A 19,354-nucleotide genomic window follows, 5' to 3' on the forward strand; every position below is an offset into this window, starting at 1 on the left:
CCTAGTAAACTCAGATATCTCTCTATACCTTGTCCGACCATTGGCGCGGGATGGAGCAGCCCGGTAGCTCGTCAGGCTCATAACCTGAAGGTCGTAGGTTCAAATCCTACTCCCGCAACCAACAAATGCATCAAAAGCGTCCAAGCCAAACAGCTTGTGGCGCTTTTGATGTGCTCTAAATCTCAAAAATCCAATACTTCGACGCGGTCTCCCTACCAGGGGACCTGTCTGCGGCGAAACCCCTCACCATGATGTAGAGGCTGCGCGAATTTTGAAACGGCGAGCAAATGCAAAAGAGCCGTTTCATCAAGGTTAGAGTGTCCGTGTCTGTCGCCATCTGACCATACTGGATAACGGTCCTCGAAAAGGGCCGATGCCAGCGCCTTGGACCACTGCTGCAATCGCACCCGGCCTTGTTCGGTACGAGACGTGATGCTCGAACACCATTCGGACCGCACGCCCGCTGACCTTCTCCGGGGAGTAGGGTTTTTCCGTTTTGTCATAACCACCGTTGCTTAACTTGATGGTCTCTGTCAGTCCCCGGGCGGTTCAGTTGGACAAAGACGGACAGGACAGCTACCACCTGCGGCAGTTGAGAAAGGCCGCTATGTCCCAGTCCCCTACCGAAATCGCCCGCGAAGTACTTGGCATTGAGGCGGACGCATTGATGCGCCTCGCCGATCAATTGCCTGACAGTTTTGAACACGTCGTGAAGATGCTGTTGAAAGTGAACGGACGCATCGTCGTCTCTGGCATGGGCAAATCAGGCCATGTGGCCGCTAAAATCGCGGCGACCTTTGCCTCGACTGGGTCGCCCGCGCAGATGGTGCACCCCGGAGAGGCCAGCCACGGCGATCTTGGGATGATAACCCCAAACGATGCAGTGATCCTGATCTCCAACTCGGGAGAAACCAAGGAGCTCGCCGATATTATCGCCCATTGCGCGCGGTTTTCCGTGCCGCTGGTGGCAATGACGCGCAAGGCGGGGAGCACTTTGGGGCAGGCGGCTGATCATGTGCTGCTGATGCCCGACGCGCCGGAGGCTTGCGCTATTGGCATGGCGCCCACGACATCGACGACGATGACCATGGCGCTTGGCGATGCGCTGGCGGTCGCCATGATGAAGCACCGTGGTTTTGATCGGGCGAACTTTGCCGCCTTCCACCCCGGAGGCACGCTGGGTGCGCAGCTGTTGCGTGTCGCGGCCGTGATGCACAAGGGCGACGAGTTGCCCGTTGTGGGGCCGGACACCGAGATGTCCGAGGTATTGCTGACCATGTCCCAAAAGGGGTTTGGCGTAGCCGCATTGATCGAAGGCGACCGGTTGGCCGGTATCATTACCGATGGTGACTTGCGGCGAAACATGGTCGGCCTGATGGACCGCACTGCGGGCGAGGTTGCCACACGTGACCCGCTGACCACGACGCCCGATACCCTGTTGCTGGAGGCCCTGGGTGTCATGAACGCGCAAAAGCGCACTGTACTTCTGGTCACCGAAGGCGACCGGTTGACCGGCCTGATCCACATCCACGACGCCCTGCGCGCCGGCGTCGCCTGAACTGCGAGACATTCCATGAAAACGGTTATCTTCATTCCCGCCCGCTATGCCTCGACCCGCTACCCAGGCAAGCCACTGGTCACGCTCAAGGGCGCCACGGGCGAGGCGAAACCCCTCATCCAACGCGCATGGGAGGCCGCAAAGCAGGTCAAAGGCGCGGATGCGGTCTATGTTCTGACGGACGACGACCGCATTCGCGAGGCCGCCGAAGGCTTTGGCGCGGATGTTCTGATGACCTCGGACAACGCCCGCAATGGCACCGAGCGCTGTGCCGAAGGCGTGTCGCAGCTGCCGGAGGCACCGGAGGTGGTGGTGAACCTGCAAGGCGACGCGCCGCTGACCCCGCCTTGGTTCGTCGAGGCGCTGATGGCCGCCATGGACGACCCGTCGGTGCAGATGGCCACGCCCGTGCTGAAATGCGACCACGAAACCCTGTCGAACTTCGTCTCGGATCGGCAAGCAGGCCGGGTCGGCGGGACGACCGCCGTGCTGCGCCGCGACGGCAACGCGATCTATTTCTCCAAGGAAGTGCTGCCCTATGTGGGCAACCTCGAAACCCCGCCGGATGTCTGGCATCACGTGGGGGTCTACGCCTATCGCCCCGCCGCGCTCGCCGACTACATGTCGTGGGACGAAGGTCCGATCGAACGCGCAGAGGGGCTCGAACAGCTTCGCTTCCTCGAAAATGGCGCATCCGTCACATGTGTGCCTGTCGAAGCACCGGGCCGCGTGTTCTGGGAGCTCAACAACCCCGTCGACGTTGCGCGCATCGAAGGCGTGCTGAAGAAAGAAGGCATCGCATGACCACTGTTACCCTGTCCGCGCCCTCCGGCGACATTGCAATCGCGCAGGACCGTCCCTTTGCCCTGATCGCGGGGCCCTGCCAGCTCGAAAGCCTCGATCACGCCCGCATGTTGGCGGAAAGGATCGCCGAAGCCTGCGCGGCCTCCGGCATCCAGTGGATCTTCAAGGCCAGCTACGACAAGGCCAACCGCTCCTCTCTCGAAGGCAAGCGCGGCCTTGGCATGGACGAGGGGCTGAAGATCCTCGATCAGATCAAATCCGAGTTCGGCGTGCCTGTTCTGACGGACGTGCATTCCGAGGCACAGTGCGCCCACGTGGCCGAGGTGGTCGACGTGTTGCAGATCCCGGCGTTCCTGTGCCGTCAGACCGACCTGCTGCTGGCGGCAGGCGAAACCGGCGCGGCGATCAACGTCAAGAAGGGCCAATTCCTTGCGCCGCATGATATGGGCAATGTCGCCGACAAGATCGCAAGCACCGGCAATGACCGCATCATGCTGTGCGAGCGCGGAACGTCGTTCGGCTACAACATGCTGGTGTCGGACTTCCGCGCGCTGCCGATCATGGCGCAGACGGGCTACCCGGTGGTGATGGACGCCACACATTCGGTGCAGATGCCGGGCGGGCAGGGGAAATCCTCGGGCGGGAAGCGCGAATACGTCGAACCGCTGGCCCGCGCGGCACTGGCGGTGGGCTGTGCGGCTGTCTTCATGGAAACCCACGAGGCGCCCGACACTGCGCCGTCCGATGGCCCGAATATGATACCGGTCGATGATATGCGGCGGATCCTCCTAGGACTTAAAAACATTGATGTTCTGACTAAAAACCACGATGCATACGATTAAGAAACGGCTGAAAATCTGGATACCTAGAGTCAGGATGCATTGATTTCTGTTGGGGCTACGTGCTTCACGCCTTCGAAAGCGGAGCGGTGACATGAGCGATCTCTTCTAGATGACAAACGCGCAGATGGCACGTCTGGCCCCCTTCTTTCCCAAATCACACGGGAAGCCCCTGCTTGATAACAGGCTGGTACTAAGCGGAATTATCTTCATCAATCGCAATGGCTTACGTTGGCGTGACGCTCCTGCTGCATATACCCCTAAAAAACGCTCTGAACCGCGCCGGGTTCGCCGGAGGCTGATTTGGTTTAGTTAAGAGGCCCGGTCTTCAGTTTCCAGATCGGCGTAAAAGTTTGCCTCTGCTTCAGCCGGAGGGGTGCTCCCGATCGGCTCGAGCAGGCGGCGGTTGTTGAACTCAGGCGTTTCTTCGACAACGCGAGTATCGACCCATGCAAGGGTGGCCTATTCGACGGCCCCGAAGCTGTGCCAAGGGCTGCGGCGATGGGATGATCTCGGCCTTGAAGAGCCCGTTGCTCGCTTCGGCCAGCGCATTGATGCTCTATATTTGTCAAGCGGCAGGAGACAGGTCCAACCACAGGCTGAATGGCAATCGGACCACCTCATTCGAATGGTAGTCGCGGCTGAATGAAATTTCAGTGCCAAGCTATAGAAGTTTGCCGCATAGCCATGTGGCTGTTCTGAGCTTTGTCTGAACCTCAAGGATTTCTCTTGTTAGGGGGGGCCAAGTATGGGACATCGCACGATGAATACAAGTATTTGTCCAAGGATTTTGATATGAAAATCGCGATGATCGGAACAGGCTATGTGGGACTTGTCTCCGGCGTATGTTTTTCGGATTTCGGCCATGATGTCGTCTGTGTCGACAAGGATCCGCGGAAAATCGAAATGCTGGAACGTGGTAGCGTGCCGATCTACGAGCCGGGCCTTGACGTGCTGATGCACAAGAACGTCGAAGCAGGTCGGCTGTCTTTCACGCTCGATCTGAAATCGGCCATCGACGGTGCTGATGCGGTTTTCATCGCGGTTGGCACTCCGACGCGCCGCGGTGACGGACATGCTGACCTTACATTTGTCATGGCCGCAGCCGAAGAAATCGCCAAGGCAGCAGATCACTACATCGTCGTAGTGACAAAATCGACAGTACCGGTGGGCACTAATGCTAAGGTTCGCGATGTGGTGGCCAAGGCCAATCCAGACCTTGCTTTCGACGTTGCCTCGAATCCGGAATTTCTGCGCGAAGGCGCGGCGATCGACGATTTCATGAAGCCTGATCGCGTGGTTGTTGGCGTTGAGACCGAGCGTGCGGCGCAGGTTATGGCCGACATCTACCGCCCGTTGTACCTTCGTGACTTCCCGATTGTGACCACTGACCTCGAGTCTGCCGAGATGATCAAGTATGCTGCCAACGCCTTTCTCGCGATGAAGATAACATTCATCAACGAGATCGCTTCGCTCTGCGAAAAGGTCGGTGCCGACGTGAAATCCGTGTCTAGGGGCATGGGCATGGACGGCCGCATCGGCAACAAGTTCCTGCATGCAGGTCCGGGCTATGGCGGTTCGTGCTTCCCCAAGGACACCAAAGCACTGGCACGCATTGGCCAAGAACACGCCAGCCCGATCTCCATCGTGGAGACAGTTATCAAGGTGAACGAGGATGTGAAGCGCCGGATGATCGACAAGCTCACCGACTTGTGCGGCGGATCGTTCAACGGAAAGACCGTCGCCGTGCTGGGCGTGACCTTCAAGCCTAACACCGACGACATGCGCGACGCGCCATCACTGACCATCGTGCCGGCGCTGGTGGGCGGCGGGGCCAAGGTGCGCGCGGTCGACCCGCAGGGCAAGCGCGAGGGTGAGCACCTCCTGCCTGGAGTCACGTGGATGGAAGATCCCTATGACGCAGCCGAGGGCGCCGATCTGCTGGTCATTCTGACGGAATGGAACGAGTTCCGCGCGCTTGACCTGTCGCGGTTGGCCTCCGGCATGGCGCATGCCGCTCTGGGAGATTTGCGAAACATCTATACCGCCGATGCTGCACGGGCAGGAGGCTTCACTGCTTACGACAGCATCGGTCGTGCAGGTTTTGACAGTTGATGACAGTAACAAGTGGGATGCGCGAACTTGGAGTGCCAGGAAGTTACCCTGGCATGCGCTACTGTCCATTCTGACGGCGAAGTAGAAAAGAACTCTGTATGTGATATCGTGGTGAAATTGACGGCTACGGATCACAGCTGCCATGCCTGCCATCTGTCCGTCGTCATATAAAATGGGACATTAGAGCGGCTTGAACATTGGAGGCTCTGGTTCGGTTGCGTGATTGATTATGCGGCTTGTTTTTGATGTTGCAAGCGGCGGTATTGGATCGTGTGTTTCTTGATTTTCTCCGCTTCTCTTAGAATGGCTTTGTTCCTACCAAAGTAGACGTCAGCTGGTGTGACGTTGTTCAGGCTCTCGTGGTAACGCTGGTTGTTGTAGTAATCGACGAAGGCTCCGATTTGGCGTTCAAGATCACCGGGTAGGTAGTAGTTCTCCAGAAGAACGCGGGTCTTCATGGTCTGGTGCCAACGCTCGATCTTGCCCTGGGTTTGTGGGTGGAATGGCGCTCCGCGGACGTGGTCCATCTTCTGATCCTCCAGCCATTTGGTCAGATCGCCAGAGATGTAGCAGGAACCGTTGTCGCTGAGCAAACGGGGTTTGTGCCGGACCACGGCCTAGCCGCAGCCCGATACCGTCCGGGCCAACTTGATCGTGTTGGTGACATCCTCAGCACGCATGTTTGTGCAGAGTTTCCAGGCAATGATGTAGCGGCTGTAATTGTCGAGGATGGTGGACAGGTAATACCAGCCCCACCCGATGATCTTGTAGTAGGTGAAGTCGATCTGCCCTTTGCCCGGCAGGGCATGTTTACATGCCCGAGAGAAGCATCTGGTTGATGGCCGTGGTCTAGTTAGTGAACTCATCGCTCGACCATTGTCCTCGGACCAATGGCGGACAAGGTCTCGCCCTTGATCACCAAATAGTCTGGTGCTGTGATCAGATCAGCGGCTTTCAAGATACGATAAATTAGATGATTCTGAGACAAAATACCGCTTCTCATCGGTATATTTGACGGCCAGTTCGCGTGTGGTCAGCGCCTCATCTTCCAGCGCAAACTCGATCATATCATCCCGCCGATCCTGCGGAAATCGGTTCCAGACCGACTTTGGCCGAGGCGAACGATCCGCGAGGGCATCAAAGCCACCTTCGACATAACGGGCATACCATCGGTAAAATGTCGTGCGTGGGATACCCAGCGTATCAAGGGTCATTTTGTGGGCACGTGTGACCTCTCAACCGTGCGGATGATCTCCAGTTTCTCAGACGCAGGGTATCTCATTCCTCGAACTCCCCAGCCCCTGTCATGCTTTTTTGAGCAGACGGTTTTCCAAGGTGAGGTCCGCCACGCATTCTTTCAGAGCCATGGCCTCAGATCGCAGATCCTTCACCTCACACAATGTCGCCTGACGCGCGTTTCGGGGCTTTCGCGGCCCCACTGGGGCCACGGCCCCCTTCACCGCCGGAAAGACGACGCTTTCCAGCCTCAAGGAATTCCTTCGACCAAGTATAATACAGGCGGTCAGAGATACCCTCGCGGCGACATAACGCCGAGATACTTTCCTCCCCGCGCAATCCGACCAAAACGATGCGGATCTTCTCCTCCGCCGAGTAGGTCTGGCGGGTCTTTCGGCGTATGTTTTTGACCAGCTTATCAGCTGCGTATTTAGATGTTCCGGGCTTCTTGTTCATCTTCGCTCCTTAAAGGCTACGATGAACCAGAAACCTTCCATTGTTCAAATCCTATAATCTGTCCCACAGGTGCTGACGTCAGACAAAGGAGGAGGAGAGTGGCTGAACGCCACTGGTCCGAGTACAGCCACGAACGGGGTGTCTTCGCCCGGATCATGGCGGGGTTGGCAGCCGAGCACGGTGAAGAGACGACCGTGATGATCGACGTAACTCATCTGAAGGCCCATCGACCTGTTCCTGACTGCCGGACCCGTCAGCGATTACATCGCTTCTTGTGCCTCGGTCAGGACAGTTGAACGCGGCTCCTTCGGCCCGGTCTTGCGATCCTCGACCGACTGCCGCTTCCGCCACTTGGCGACCGTCTTGGGATTGATCCCAAGCTCTTCGCTCAGCTTCGAGAGCGAAGCTTGCGATCGCTGTATTGCCGCTCTGACGGCGTGCGTGGTCGTGGCGCTCCCGTGACGAACTTGTCCCATAATGCTTCCTTCCAAGCTTGAGAAAGGATCGCACCATTAAACCGTGGGATCAAACACCTAGATCATAGGTCTCGGTTTAAGCGCGCACAAGATGATCAGAGGTTGTTTTTGAGGCGGAATAGGGGCTGCGCGGGTCGTAGGGCGTATCTTCCGTGAACTTGCCCGTGGGACCAACGAGCCAAACACCTTTTTGGTGAAAATGGGGTGAAAGCGGAAGCTCTCATGCTTGTCTGCTTCGGTCTAGTATTTTCGCGCTGGCTTCCAGCAGATTGAAGGTGCCGGTGATGGTGGTCTTGATGAAATGGCGTGGCACGCCGATGGAGCGGTCGACATGGCTTTCGGCGGCTAGGTGCATCGTGGCGGCATAATTGTCCAAGTGCAGACAGCATATGGCCGCCGGCTGTCATCTGGTAAAAATAACATAATTAACCTTATTGGAAATTTTGGTGTACGCGGATGAATTTACATCCGAAGTGAAAATTCTATATTAAAACAGAATGTTGTACGGAGGGTCACCAATGGGCCGCTATTACCCTCACCTAAGTTTCGGTGAACGGATCAATATTGCCAAGTGGCGTAAAGCCAAGATGCCTGTCCCGGAAATCGCGGATCGGCTTGGTCGTGCGCCCTCAACGATTTATCGGGAATTGAAGCGAAACCACTTCGACGACGATGAATTACCCGAGCTGAACGGCTACTACGCGATGAACGCCCAAGGCATGTATGAGAAGCGCCGCGCCATCCACCGCAAGCTGATCGTGCATCCCGAGTTGAAAGCCGCCGTCGAGGATCGGCTGAAAGCGGGTTGGTCACCTTAACAGATCGCAGGCTGGATGAAGCTGGAACGCCATCCGATCCGGGTCAGTCATGAGATGAACCGCCCCGGGTTTGCCGGATGCTCCAACTCTTGAGTAGGATGGAGCATCCTGAGCAAGAGCACGAACAAGTTTTCCCTGAAGTTTGCGAGCACGCCGTGCGGATGGTTCTCGACAACGAGGGTCAGCACGGATCTCGCTGGCAGGCGATGACGACGATCGCAGCGAAGATCGGTTGCTCGGCGAACATGCTGAACGCCAGTGCCAAAAGGCCGAGGTCGACAGTGGCAGGCGCGCAGGCATACCCAGCGACATGGCCGAGAAGATGAAGGCGCTGGAGCGGGAGAACCGAGAGCTCCAGCAGGCCAACGAGATCCTCCGGAAGGCTAGTGCATATTTTGCGATGGCGAAGCTCGACCACCGGTCGAAGGGATGGGGAAATTTGTCGAGGCGCACGGGGTCGAGCCGATCTGCACAGTGCTGCCGATCGCCCCTTCCACTTACTATGATCATCTGGTGATACGTACTGACCCGGCGCGGTTGTCAGACCGTGCCCGTCGTGATGCCGTCGTGCGGCCCGAGATCGAACGTGTCTGGGAGGAGAACTACAAAGTCTACGGCGTTCGCAAGGTTTGGCGTCAGCTTGTCCGGGAAGGTTTCGATATCGCGCGTTGCACGGTGGCGAGGCTGATGCGGGACATGGACATTCAGGGTATCATCTGCGGCAAGCCACACAGAACTATGATCCCAGACAAGAAAGCTCCGTGTCCTCTGAACAAGGTGAACCGCGGGTTCCGCGTCCCGGCGCTCAACATGCTCTGGGTCAGCGATTTCACCTATGTCGCGACTTGGAAAGGGGTCGTGTATGTCGCTTTCGTCATCGACGCCTATGCGCGCTAGATCGTTGGCTGGCGCGTCAGCGCAAACTGGGTTCGTCTTAGATGCCCTCGAGCAGGCCATCCATGACCGCAAACCGACGAAGGCCAAGTGCTTGGTTCATCACAGCGATCGCGGGTCGCAATACCTGTCCATTCGCTACACGGAAAGGCTGGGCGAGGCCGGCATCGAACCTTCGGTCGGCAGTGTCGTTGATAGCTATGACTGTAGTATGGTATTGCTGCTTGATGGCCTGACCCATGCTACGATTGACTGGGTGTCATTGCGTTGACGTGTCAAGTCGTCCCGGCAACGGGCGAGATGTGACCTCATAGGAGCCTGACGGGGACGCCCCATCACAGTCCTGTCCCCTCGGATCGATGCCTGGGCATTCTGAGCAATGAGGGCATCATGAAAACCACACATCCGCTCATTATCGGCATCGACACGCATAAGGCAACGCATGTCGCTGTTGCGATTGATACACAAGGCACCCGTTTGGCGGCGCTGTCCATTCGGACCAATTCCAATGGATATTTGGAGTTGGAGCGTTGGGCGCGATCTTTTGGGGAAGTTCGGGCATTAGGTATCGAAGGAACTGGTTCGTATGGCGCGGACCTTTCAAGGTCTTTGTTGGTTCAGGGGCACAATGTCATCGAGGTCATGCGGCCAAATCGGCAATTGCGATACACGCAAGGCAAAACGGATAGCTTAGATGCAGAGGGGGCCGCACGATCTGTTCTTTCTGGGCTAGAAACGGCACTGCCAAAAGCACACACAGACTCGTCTGAAATGATCCGACATCTGAAGATTACACGCGGTACAGCCGTAAAACCGAGTTCACAGGCGATGGTGACTCTGAAGACTTTGATCATCAACGCACCTGCCGATCTGCGAGATGTCCTGCTCCGTCTTCGACAAGGACCAGCGCGTCACCCACGCGGCGATCACCGAGAACAAGCATCTGAGCGCCGTGCTTGAGCACATCAAGGCCGAGCAGGAGCAAGCGCCACTGAAGAAGAAGCGCGCAGCCAGGCAACGCACCGTCTACCAGCCGACCGGCCGCCGCAACACGGGCTGGTCTTCCCTCGTCGACCGCAGGCGCATCGCCGAACGCAAAGCCGGCCAAGGCTCCGATACGTGACGTCACCGCCATGACCGAGCTCGAGTTGAAGCAAGTTTGCGATCAGCTCAACAACACACCGTGCAGATGCCTCGGGTGGAAGACCACGGCTGAGGTCTTCCGAGAAAAGATGATGGAGGACATTGGCCAAAACCCCTACCGTCGCAGGTCATGGAAGCCACGCTTCAAGTAGCGCGCACAGTCTGCCTTCGAACTATGATCGGAAGGCCAACTCCGTTGTTCGGCCTGATCCTGAAAACCTTAATAATGCGGCCCGAAGTTGCCGCAATTTATCCACGCCGTGTCCCGACCATCCGTGCCTTTTGTGACAAGCACAGGAGGCCACCATGGCGCATTACGATGTCTCGCTCGTGAATATGCAGGGCACGGGACACACCGTTCAGGACGATCATTTTGCGGTCAACGCATTGCAGGCCGTCAACATTGACGCACGTGGCGGCATTGGTCCGACCGATGGCTTCGTCTCTGCCATCGAGACGCTGGGCATTGATCATGTACGTTATCCCGGCGGCGGTACGGAAAACGTCATCGACATCACCAAGCTGCAGAATGGGGAAATCCGCGAGGAAGTGACGCGCTTTTTCGACTGGGCACGCACCGGCGGCGCAGATGGCGGCCCGGTGAAGGTCACGATGGTCCTGCCTACCAAGACCGACCTGCCTGCCGAACAGATTCAGGCGTTTCTTGAACTGGCGCTGGCGGAATACGGCGACCTGATCGAAGGCTTGGAGGTCGGCAACGAATATTCCATCGGGCGCTATAAAGCGAACTATGATCGCAGCACGCACCCGGAGGAAAATCCCAACGGCGACTTTATCTCCAGCATGAACGAGGAAGAGTATGGCATCGCCGCCAACCGGGTGATCAACGCCAGTGTCAGCGCGATCGAGGCCCTGGCCGCGCGGGGGATCGATGCTGACCCGGCCATCCTGATCCAGATCGGCGAACCACAGGGCGCGGCAAGCAGCTTCAAGCGCACGGGCACCTTCGAGGACGCCAACCGCGCCATTCTGGCTGAACTGGACCAGCGCGCGCTGGACGCCATCGACGGCGGTGTGGCGCATTACTACTATAATCAGGGCCACGAAGAGGGCCCGGCCTTCACCCACGAATGGTACGAACACCGCAGCCTCGATTATCGGATCGAAAATTTCAGTGAACTTCTGGGTCGGGATGTCGGGCTCTACATCACCGAATGGAACGTGCTGGCGAGCAATTATAACCAGCTTGGCGCAGCCAGTTCCGGCGTCTTGCTAGAGATGTTTGAATTCATGGTGCAGGCCGGTGTGCAGGATGCCTTCGTCTGGCCCTTGCAGCACAGAACAGGCTCTAACATTGCCGGAAACCGTCAAGTGGACGAGATCGACCTGACCATCGGCGGCACCGCCTTTCAGATGATGTCCGAAAGCCTGCGGCCCGAGGAAAGCGTCACGGGCCGCGTCACCAGTTTTGAAAGCATTTCCTCTGACAGCACCGGCAGTGATGGCAAGGTGGAGGTCAACGTCTTCTCCAGCGCCTATCAGGATGTGCTGTTTGTCAGCCTGCGCGATCTCGACCGGGCCACCGTTGACCTAGACATCTCGCGCTTCACCAATGGGGCGACCGACATCCGGGTGGAGCAGGTGACCATCGACCAAAGCAGTTCTGACGGGCTGTCTGATATGGCCGATGCCGAGGGTCTCAACCGCATCGGTCGCCGTGTGATCACCGAGGAAGAAGCGGAGCAGCTGGCCACGCTGGCCTTTTTCGACCCGGACGACCAGAGCCACATCCGGGATATGGGGGGCGGTGTTTATCAGACCTACCTGCCCACCTTTGACAGCATCATTCCCCTCGTGAGCAATCCGCGCTCCATCGAGGACTATTACTTTGCCACGGAAACCGATGTGGATGCCCTGATTCTTGAGCAGGAAGGGGATTTCTTCACCGATGGCATGGTGAGCCTTGATCTGCTGCCCTACGATTTCGTGCGCATCGTTATCGACAAGGTCGACGTGCAGAAAGGCGGCAACGGGGCGGACGCTTTGAAGGGCGGCACCGGAGCGGACAGGCTTATCGGCTATCACGGCGATGACCGACTTCATGGTGGCGAAGGCAACGACACGCTGAAGGGCGGCCATGGCGACGATCTGATGGTCGGTGACGACGGCGACGATGTCATTTTGGCAGGCGATGGCGAGGACACCATGTTTGGCGGCGACGGCGCAGATACTTTCGTGCTGACCAATGGCAATGCGACGGTGAATGGGGGTGAAGGGAAGGATACGGTTCACCTGAAGGGCGACGCGTCGCAGGATGTGACCTTTGCCTATCTCGATGGGCAGTTGGCGATCTTTACCGGCGATGAGGTGGTGACCTTGGACAGCGTGGAACGGATCCGCTTCGAGGATCGGACCATCGACACCGAAGATGCGCAGATTACCCTGCTCATCAGCGCGCAAGCCGCTTCCTCTGACGCATCACCGCCGCCCGATCCGGACGACGGTCTGCTGTGACGGGTCAGACCCCAGGCGGCAGGCCGGGGTCCTGGTCACCGGGCACGCGCAGCGGCACGGCGCCGCAAATATCGCGCAGCGCGCCTTTGAGCCCCTCTTCCAAGGTCGGGTGGTAGAACGGCCTGTCCAGCAAATCACTGGCGGTTTGCCCCGCTTCCATCGCCCAGGTCAGCAGGTGCCCCATGTGATCGGCACTGGGGCAAAACAGATCGGCTCCGATCAGCCGACCGTCCGGCGCAGCAGCATAAAGCCGTGCCAGACCGACGTTCTCGCCATCCACCGTTGCGCGGCCCTGATTGGTGTAATCCGCCTCGCCGATCTTGGCGCTGTCGTCGGGATCTTGGCCAATCATCACCAGTGGCGGTTCGGTATAGGTGATGGTGAAACTGACCTTGCGTCGAGAGGGCACCACCGCCGGATAGGCCACGGCGTTGCGCCCGGCGATTCCGCCCTCGTCCGAGGCTTCGTGCAGCACGGGCCGGGCCGCGTTGGCATCCCCCACCATGAAGATCGGGGAATCGCCACATTGCAACGTATCAGGGTCGACATCGGGCATCCCCTTGTCGTCCAGAGCCAAGCCAGTGGCGCTCAAATCCAGCCCCGAGACATTGGGCGGGCGGCCCGTGGCCACCAGCACGCGGTCAAAGCTTTGATGACGCCCGTCCCAGTCGATGCGCACCCGGCCATCTTCCTCGGACGGTTCAGGCTCGACGCCAAGATGCAACGCCATCTCCTGGCTCATCGCGCCTTTGAGCGCGTCATGCACTTTGTTGCAGCGCACCCCGGCCAGCCGGTCGCCCATATCGAAGAGGCTGACCGCCACACCCAGACGCGCCATGGCCTGCGCCAGTTCCAGCCCGATCACGCCACCACCAATCACTGCCAGGCTTTCAGGCAGGTCATCCAGTTCAAAGATGCTGTCGTTGGTCAGCGCCAAATCCCCCAGCGCAGCATAGGGTTCAGGCACCATGGGCGAGGATCCCGTGGCAATCACCACCGCACCAGCCTGCACGGTCCGCCCATCATCCAATGTGAGACTGTTGCGCCCGGAAAAGCGTGCGCGGGCTTTCACCGCAACCCCTTCAGGCAGGTCATCAAAACTGTCGCGGACCCCGCTGGCAAAGCGATCCCGCTCTTGGCGCAGGCGGGCCAGAACTGCGGGGCCGTCCACTGTGACCTCGCCGGTGCGTACACCGAACAGATCGGTGTTGCGCGCGCGATGCGCGGCGCGGGCTGCTGCGATCAGCAGCTTGGAGGGCATACACCCCACCGTGGCGCAGGTGGTGCCGGCAAAATCCGGGTCGATCAGCAGGGTCGAGGCCCCGTGCTTGCGGGCGTTGCGCTCGGCTGCAAGCCCGGCTGTTCCCGCGCCAATCACTGCCACGTCACAGGTGAGATCCGCCATGATATCCTTCCCCCGAGGTTATCGGGTTGCTTGTTTTACCAGACAACGGATCAGGTCCGCAGGAAGTTGCACGCCCGGAGGTTTTTGGCGGCCAATGCACGTTGCGTTAAGCTTTTGGATAATGTCGTGTGGTTTTTCCCACATATCAGGCCCAACACAAGGCAGTTCGATAGACAGGCTGGGATGCAAAGATTACTCAAGGGGGAAATCTTGACCTGAAAAGGAAGACATATGCCGGGTTTTCGTTCAGGCCGGATCATGACGCGCATGTATGCCGGTGTGTCCTTGGCAGTCCTTGCAACCATGCCGCTGGGGTCTTTTGCGCAGGACGTCACCTCACGCAACGCCACGAGCCTCAACCTTTATGGGTCTCCGGGGTTGGTCGATATGCCAACGGCCGAAGTTCTGCCGGACGCCACGATCGCAGCTACCTTCGGGCGGCTCGGAGACACCAGTCGGACCACGATCTATTTTCAGGCCACACCACGTCTGTCCGGAAGCTTCCGCTATACGTCGCTCCCCTCCAGTATTGACGGACAGGGTGATTATTTTGATCGCAGCTTCGACCTGCGTTACCAACTTGTGACGGAAGACCGGTACCGACCCAGCGTTGTGCTAGGGTTTTCAGATGTCATCGGTACTGGCGTGTACAGCGGCGAATATCTTGTCGCGACGAAGACAGTCGCGCCGGGGATGAAAGTGACTGGCGGTCTGGGCTGGGGGCGGTTTGGTGGTCGAGACCCTATTGGCAGCTCCGGAAGTCGTCCGAATGAAACGCTCGAGCGTGGCGGTATACCCACTTATGACCGTTGGTTCCGTGGTGATATAGCCCCTTTCGGCGGCATCAGCTACGCGCCCAACAATCGGCTGAAGCTGAAACTGGAATACTCATCCGATCTATACACCAAAGAAGTGAGACGCGGCTGGTCAGAGAAACCCAGCAGCGCAGTCAACTATGGTCTGGATTACAAATTCAGCGACGGTGATGGGCAAATCTCCCTGTACCACGTGCTCGGGGAAGAAGTAGGGGCGCAGTTGACTTTCCTGCTCAATCCCCGGACCTCCGGCGTGCCCGGTGGCATGGAGCCATCCGGGGTGCCTGTTGCACCGCGGGAAGCTGGCGCAGCCGCCGATTTGGGCTGGACCCGGGAAAGCACCCGGTCGACACAGGCGCGGACGCAACTGGCCGGTTTGCTCAAAACCGAAGGCATGCAGCTCGAAGGCATGACCCTGGAAAGCCGCCGTGCCATCGTGCGAATCTCCAATGGCAAATACCAAAACGAGGCGCAGGCCATCGGACGTGTTGCCCGCGCCATGACGCGCACCCTGCCCGCCTCTGTCGAAACGTTCGAGATCATCCCTGTCGTTGATGGCATGCCGACCGCTGCGGTGGTGCTTGGCCGCTCCGATCTGGAACGCCTGGAGCACGAACCGGCCGCAGACCTTCTGCCGCGCGCGCAGTTTGTCGATGCCAAGGACCGAACGCCCGCCGTGGCCCCCGGTGTCTATCCGAAGTTCAGCTGGTCTTTGGGCCCGACGGTGAATTTCTCGCTCTTTGACCCCAATAGCCCCGTGCGGGCAAACCTTGATCTGCGCGCCAGTGCCACCTACAGCATCACGCCTGGATTGCAGCTGTCCGGGTCGGTCACACAGAAGCTGACAGGCAACCTCGACAAGGTGTCGCGTCGAGACGAATCCGGCCTGCCTCGCGTGCGCACCGATCGTCCACTGTACGTGGCAGAGGGCGATCAGACAATCGAACGTCTTCAGCTTGCCCACTACGGCCGGCCGGCGCGCGATTTCTACAGCCGTGTCTCTGTCGGGTATCTTGAGGAAATGTACGGCGGCGCTTCTGCTGAACTCCTCTGGAAGCCCGTGGACAGCCGTCTCGCCCTTGGGGCCGAGGTGAACTACATTCAAAAGCGTGACTACGACCAGCTTTTCGGGTTCCAAGATATGACCACCACGGACCCGGTCAGTGGCATCGCCCGGGACATCCCGGAGGTGAACGGCCATGTCTCCGCCTATTATGCCTTTGACAACGGCTTTCATGGCCAACTCGACGTGGGGCGTTACCTTGCGGGGGATGTCGGCGCGACCGTTTCAGTCGACCGCGAGTTCGCCAATGGCTGGCGTGTCGGTGCCTATGCGACCATCACCGACGCCTCCGCTGAAGATTTTGGCGAGGGATCCTTTGACAAGGGGATCCGGTTCACCATTCCGATTGGCAGCCTGATCGGCATTCCGACACGCCGCGAGAACACTGTGACGATCCAGTCTCTGACCCGCGATGGTGGCGCCCGTCTGGACGTTCAGGGCCGGTTGTATGAAAAGGTGCGGGATTATCACCAGCCAGACGTGGCCAATACTTGGGGAACTTTCTGGCGATGAAAACATGCATGCGATTCATGCGCGCGGCGCTTGCCTTGTGCCTTGCCCTTGGTGTTGCGGCCTGTGGCAGCGAAAGGGACCTTCAGGGGGTTGCGCTTCAGGCGGTTGGCGAACTGTTCAAGCCAAAGGCGCCGCCGGCGCCGGTCACCAACGCGCAAATTGCGCAGGCCTTGCAGGCCAATGCGAACCCACTGATCCTGGTGGAGTTCGAGCAGCGCGAAAATGCGCAGGGTCTGCTGACCCAGGTCGAAACCAATGGCCGTTACCACACCTTCGGAAATCAGGCGCGCAACGTGATTGTCCTGCGTGACGGCATGATCACCTCGACGCGCGGTCTGGGCGGTGATCTGATGTCCGTGGAAGAGGACGAGCTGTTGGCGCTGGTCCGGTCCCGCAGCATGGGACAGGTCAACTACGTGCAACGGTTTCTCACCCCCGAAGCCGTCATCGAAGAGCAGAGATTTCGCTGTGCGGCCCGCCCCAGTGGTGGCAAACGCGTGGCGCTTGGGCTGGTCGATGCACAGGCCACGGCTGTCCAGGTGGATTGCTACGGCCTGCATCCCGAGACTGGCGCGCAGGTGGAATTCACAAACACCTATGCGGTTTCCGGCAATGGGATGATCCTGAGCGGTCGGCAATGGGTCGGCGCGTATTTGGGATATATTGGCATTCAATATCTGCGGCGTTGAGGGCGCGTAACGGCTCTGTTGCACAAATCCTGTGAGGGATTCATATCGTGAAGCCAGCGTGGTAGTTGGACGACATGAGCAGACCCACATTCCCGACCTACAAGACCAGGAACTGGCCGGCCTATAACGAAGCGCTTAAGCGCCGAGGCTCGCTGACGATCTTGTTCGATCCCGAGATGATCTGGGATGCTGCGCCGACCGGCAAACTCGGCCGACAGCAAACCTACAGCGATACTGCCATCCAGACATGCCTGACGATGAAGGTGCTGTTCGACATGGCGCTACGGCAGACGACCGGGTTCGTCGGGAGCCTGTTGCGTCTGATCGGTTTGAACTGGGCGGTGCCCGACTTCAGTACGCTATCGCGCCGCCAGAAGACGCTGGCCGTGAACATCCAGTATCGTGGCTCGAACGGCCCGCTGACCTCCTGATCCGCTCTCGGGACATTGCTGCGCAATGCCCTGCCGGGCAGCGGACAGCACCGGCATCAAGGTCGAGGGTGAAGGCGAGTGGAACGCGCGCAAGCATGATGGGCCCAAGCGGCGTGTCTGGCGCAAGATCCATCTTGGGATAGACGAGAAAACCGTCGAAGTCCGCGCCGTCGAGATCACCGGGAGCCACATGGGTGATGCGCCGGTGCTGCCCGATCTGCTCAACCAGATCCCGGCGAACGAGGCGATCGGCAGCGTCACCGCAGACGGTGCCTATGATACCCGCAAATGCCACGACGCCATCGCTGACCACGGTGCCCATGCCGTCATACCCCCGGGGCTCCGCCCGTTCAGGGCTGATTTGATCCACTGGATCAAATCCAGGCCGCCCTTCACCCCCGCAAAAAGGCCAAGCCGTGGAAGGCCGTCACCGCGGGTGCGCTCGCCATTGTCCCCGGACCAATGGCGGACAAGGCTCGCCCAGAAACGAGGCCCTGCGAGCTTCGAAATACCTCGGCCGCGCAATCTGGCGAAACTGGAGCGGATACCACCGCCGAAGCCGCGTCGAGACCAAGATGCACTGCGTTAAACTGCTGGGGCAGCGCCCTCCTCTCACACACTCTGCGAATGTGCTGCCGGGCGGGGCATGGCGCGGGACTTCGACCGACAGGTCGCGGAAGTTCAGGTCCGCATCGCCGTCATGAATGGCTACACCGCCCTTGGCATCCCTGTCACAAAAGCCGTGGGATAAATCCGTCCGGGGAACGGGGAAGTCCGCTCAGCGACGGCTTTGTGCAACAGAGTCTCGTTCAGCCATAAACGGCCCTTCTTCGGCCGCTTGTGCGGGACTTTAAGCCCTTCCTGCCGCCAGATCCGTTCGACCCTTTTATAGTTCACATGCCAGCCGCTGTTGTTCAGCATCCCGATAATCATGCGATATCCATAGCGGACGAACTCTTCGGCCAGCACGATGATGTCCTCGGTCAGCCGGGCTTCATCCGGTCGGCCACAAGGCACCCTGCGCTGCGTCGAGCGATGCTGACCCAGTGCGCGGCAGACCCTGCGCTCGGAAAAGCTGAGGGTCTGCCGCACATGGTCGATGCATTGTCTACGGCGGGAAGGGCTTGAGATGTTTTCCCCGTGCGGCCTCGGCAAGGATCATCTTGTCCAAGGTCGGATCCGATACGGCACGTCTGTATCGACCCAGCTGAATCTGCTCAGGTTAAGCCGCTAATGTGAATGCCTCGGCAGGCGTGCGCATGGCAAGGGCCTGATGAGGGCGGCGGTTGTTGTAGAAGCTGATCCAGTCACCGATGACGCGCATCGCGTGCTGGATGGTCTCGAAACGATGGCGATGGACGCATTGCTCCTTCAGCGTCCTTATGAAGCGCTCGACCATGCCGTTCTGCTGGGGACAGTGTGGGGTGATGAACTCCTGCTTCAGGCCGTAGCTGCGGGCGATCTTGGTGAAGTGGTGGCTGGTGAAGACCAGACCGTTGTCCGGCAGGCGCATCCGCAGAATGCTGCCGAGTATCCGTGATGATCAAGCAGGTTCTGGAGCCCATTTCCGGTTGTCTCTCAGTAGTGCGTTCGCGAGGACGATGAGTTTTCGCATGACCGCGGT

Annotated in this window: 13 protein-coding genes, 1 tRNA gene, 10 pseudogenes and 1 other annotated feature; of the genes and pseudogenes, 17 read left to right on the forward strand and 7 right to left on the reverse strand. The window is 59.0% G+C overall.

Features of this window, described 5'->3' with window-relative positions; genetic code table 11:
• Positions 1-44 precede the first annotated feature (44 nt).
• The 5 genes and pseudogenes from J4E08_RS23875 to J4E08_RS23895 all read left to right on the forward strand — a co-directional run.
• A tRNA-Met gene (locus J4E08_RS23875) sits at positions 45-121 on the forward strand.
• Positions 122-607: 486 nt separating this feature from the next.
• Positions 608-1,558, forward strand: coding sequence for a KpsF/GutQ family sugar-phosphate isomerase (locus J4E08_RS23880; protein ID WP_349540649.1), 951 nt, complete (start codon positions 608-610; stop codon positions 1,556-1,558).
• A 15-nt stretch (positions 1,559-1,573) separates the two neighbouring features.
• Positions 1,574-2,362, forward strand: coding sequence for a 3-deoxy-manno-octulosonate cytidylyltransferase (locus J4E08_RS23885; protein ID WP_349540650.1), 789 nt, complete (start codon positions 1,574-1,576; stop codon positions 2,360-2,362).
• Positions 2,359-3,204: a 3-deoxy-8-phosphooctulonate synthase gene (gene kdsA, locus J4E08_RS23890; protein ID WP_349540651.1), complete on the forward strand. Its 846-nt coding sequence runs from the start codon at positions 2,359-2,361 to the stop codon at positions 3,202-3,204. Before J4E08_RS23885 ends, kdsA begins: the two co-directional genes overlap by 4 nt.
• Positions 3,205-3,313: 109 nt before the next feature.
• Positions 3,314-3,469: pseudogene (locus J4E08_RS23895) on the forward strand (transposase); the annotation flags it as partial.
• Between the two features lie 44 nt (positions 3,470-3,513).
• Here J4E08_RS23895 and J4E08_RS23900 read toward each other — a convergent pair.
• Positions 3,514-3,754 (reverse strand): annotated as a pseudogene (locus J4E08_RS23900) (hypothetical protein); the annotation flags it as partial.
• Between the two features lie 242 nt (positions 3,755-3,996).
• Here J4E08_RS23900 and J4E08_RS23905 point away from each other — a divergent pair.
• A complete protein-coding gene (locus tag J4E08_RS23905) occupies positions 3,997-5,316 on the forward strand; it encodes a UDP-glucose dehydrogenase family protein (protein WP_349540652.1) in 1,320 nt (439 codons plus the stop codon).
• Between the two features lie 227 nt (positions 5,317-5,543).
• Here the strand turns inward: J4E08_RS23905 and J4E08_RS23910 are convergent.
• A pseudogene (locus J4E08_RS23910) lies at positions 5,544-7,008 on the reverse strand (IS3 family transposase).
• Between the two features lie 131 nt (positions 7,009-7,139).
• Here J4E08_RS23910 and J4E08_RS23915 point away from each other — a divergent pair.
• Positions 7,140-7,238 (forward strand): annotated as a pseudogene (locus J4E08_RS23915) (IS5/IS1182 family transposase); the annotation flags it as partial.
• Between the two features lie 33 nt (positions 7,239-7,271).
• Here the strand turns inward: J4E08_RS23915 and J4E08_RS23920 are convergent.
• Both J4E08_RS23920 and J4E08_RS23925 read right to left on the reverse strand, forming a co-directional pair.
• Positions 7,272-7,484, reverse strand: a pseudogene (locus J4E08_RS23920) (IS481 family transposase); the annotation flags it as partial.
• A 76-nt stretch (positions 7,485-7,560) separates the two neighbouring features.
• A pseudogene (locus tag J4E08_RS23925) lies at positions 7,561-7,839 on the reverse strand (GDP-mannose 4,6-dehydratase).
• 163 nt (positions 7,840-8,002) lie between these two features.
• Here J4E08_RS23925 and J4E08_RS23930 point away from each other — a divergent pair.
• From J4E08_RS23930 to J4E08_RS23950, 7 genes and pseudogenes are all read left to right on the forward strand, one after another.
• A pseudogene (locus J4E08_RS23930) lies at positions 8,003-8,299 on the forward strand (transposase); the annotation flags it as partial.
• Between the two features lie 390 nt (positions 8,300-8,689).
• Positions 8,690-8,794 (forward strand) — a sequence feature (AL1L pseudoknot).
• The gene (locus tag J4E08_RS24640; RefSeq protein ID WP_502949316.1) at positions 8,732-9,199 is read left to right on the forward strand and encodes an IS3 family transposase; all 468 of its coding nucleotides are present in this window, start codon (positions 8,732-8,734) and stop codon (positions 9,197-9,199) included. (Overlaps the previous feature by 63 nt.)
• Positions 9,189-9,467 carry a DDE-type integrase/transposase/recombinase gene (locus tag J4E08_RS24645; RefSeq protein WP_502949317.1) on the forward strand — a complete coding sequence of 93 codons (279 nt, stop codon included), beginning with the start codon at positions 9,189-9,191 and terminating at the stop codon, positions 9,465-9,467. The genes J4E08_RS24640 and J4E08_RS24645 overlap by 11 nt, the downstream gene beginning before the upstream one ends.
• Positions 9,468-9,586: 119 nt before the next feature.
• Entirely contained in the window at positions 9,587-10,156 is a 570-nt protein-coding gene (locus J4E08_RS23940) for an IS110 family transposase (protein WP_502949315.1), read from the forward strand.
• Positions 10,149-10,319 carry a hypothetical protein gene (locus J4E08_RS23945; RefSeq protein WP_349540658.1) on the forward strand — a complete coding sequence of 57 codons (171 nt, stop codon included), beginning with the start codon at positions 10,149-10,151 and terminating at the stop codon, positions 10,317-10,319. The genes J4E08_RS23940 and J4E08_RS23945 overlap by 8 nt, the downstream gene beginning before the upstream one ends.
• A 34-nt stretch (positions 10,320-10,353) precedes the next feature.
• Positions 10,354-10,491: pseudogene (locus J4E08_RS24650) on the forward strand (integrase); the annotation flags it as partial.
• A 154-nt stretch (positions 10,492-10,645) separates the two neighbouring features.
• The gene (locus tag J4E08_RS23950; RefSeq protein WP_349540653.1) at positions 10,646-12,814 is read left to right on the forward strand and encodes a calcium-binding protein; all 2,169 of its coding nucleotides are present in this window, start codon (positions 10,646-10,648) and stop codon (positions 12,812-12,814) included.
• A gap of 4 nt (positions 12,815-12,818) precedes the next feature.
• On the opposite strand, the gene J4E08_RS23955 is transcribed toward J4E08_RS23950, so the two are convergent.
• Entirely contained in the window at positions 12,819-14,219 is a 1,401-nt protein-coding gene (locus tag J4E08_RS23955; RefSeq protein WP_349540654.1) for a dihydrolipoyl dehydrogenase, read from the reverse strand.
• A gap of 231 nt (positions 14,220-14,450) precedes the next feature.
• Between J4E08_RS23955 and J4E08_RS23960 the strand changes: the two genes are divergently transcribed.
• The 3 genes and pseudogenes from J4E08_RS23960 to J4E08_RS23970 all read left to right on the forward strand — a co-directional run bounded on the left by J4E08_RS23960 (position 14,451) and on the right by J4E08_RS23970 (position 18,481).
• The gene (locus J4E08_RS23960) at positions 14,451-16,610 is read left to right on the forward strand and encodes a YjbH domain-containing protein (protein WP_349540655.1); all 2,160 of its coding nucleotides are present in this window, start codon (positions 14,451-14,453) and stop codon (positions 16,608-16,610) included.
• A 17-nt stretch (positions 16,611-16,627) separates the two neighbouring features.
• Positions 16,628-17,299 carry a YjbF family lipoprotein gene (locus tag J4E08_RS23965; protein WP_349540656.1) on the forward strand — a complete coding sequence of 224 codons (672 nt, stop codon included), beginning with the start codon at positions 16,628-16,630 and terminating at the stop codon, positions 17,297-17,299.
• Between the two features lie 74 nt (positions 17,300-17,373).
• Positions 17,374-18,481 (forward strand): annotated as a pseudogene (locus J4E08_RS23970) (IS5 family transposase).
• A gap of 52 nt (positions 18,482-18,533) precedes the next feature.
• On the opposite strand, the pseudogene J4E08_RS23975 reads toward J4E08_RS23970, so the two are convergent.
• Both J4E08_RS23975 and J4E08_RS23980 read right to left on the reverse strand, forming a co-directional pair.
• Positions 18,534-18,931, reverse strand: a pseudogene (locus tag J4E08_RS23975) (IS3 family transposase); the annotation flags it as partial.
• A gap of 21 nt (positions 18,932-18,952) precedes the next feature.
• A complete protein-coding gene (locus J4E08_RS23980; RefSeq protein WP_349540657.1) occupies positions 18,953-19,243 on the reverse strand; it encodes an integrase core domain-containing protein in 291 nt (96 codons plus the stop codon).
• Positions 19,244-19,354 lie beyond the last annotated feature (111 nt).

Origin of the sequence: Sagittula sp. NFXS13, from assembly GCF_040148795.1 — a bacterium.
GTDB lineage: Bacteria > Pseudomonadota > Alphaproteobacteria > Rhodobacterales > Rhodobacteraceae > Sagittula > Sagittula marina.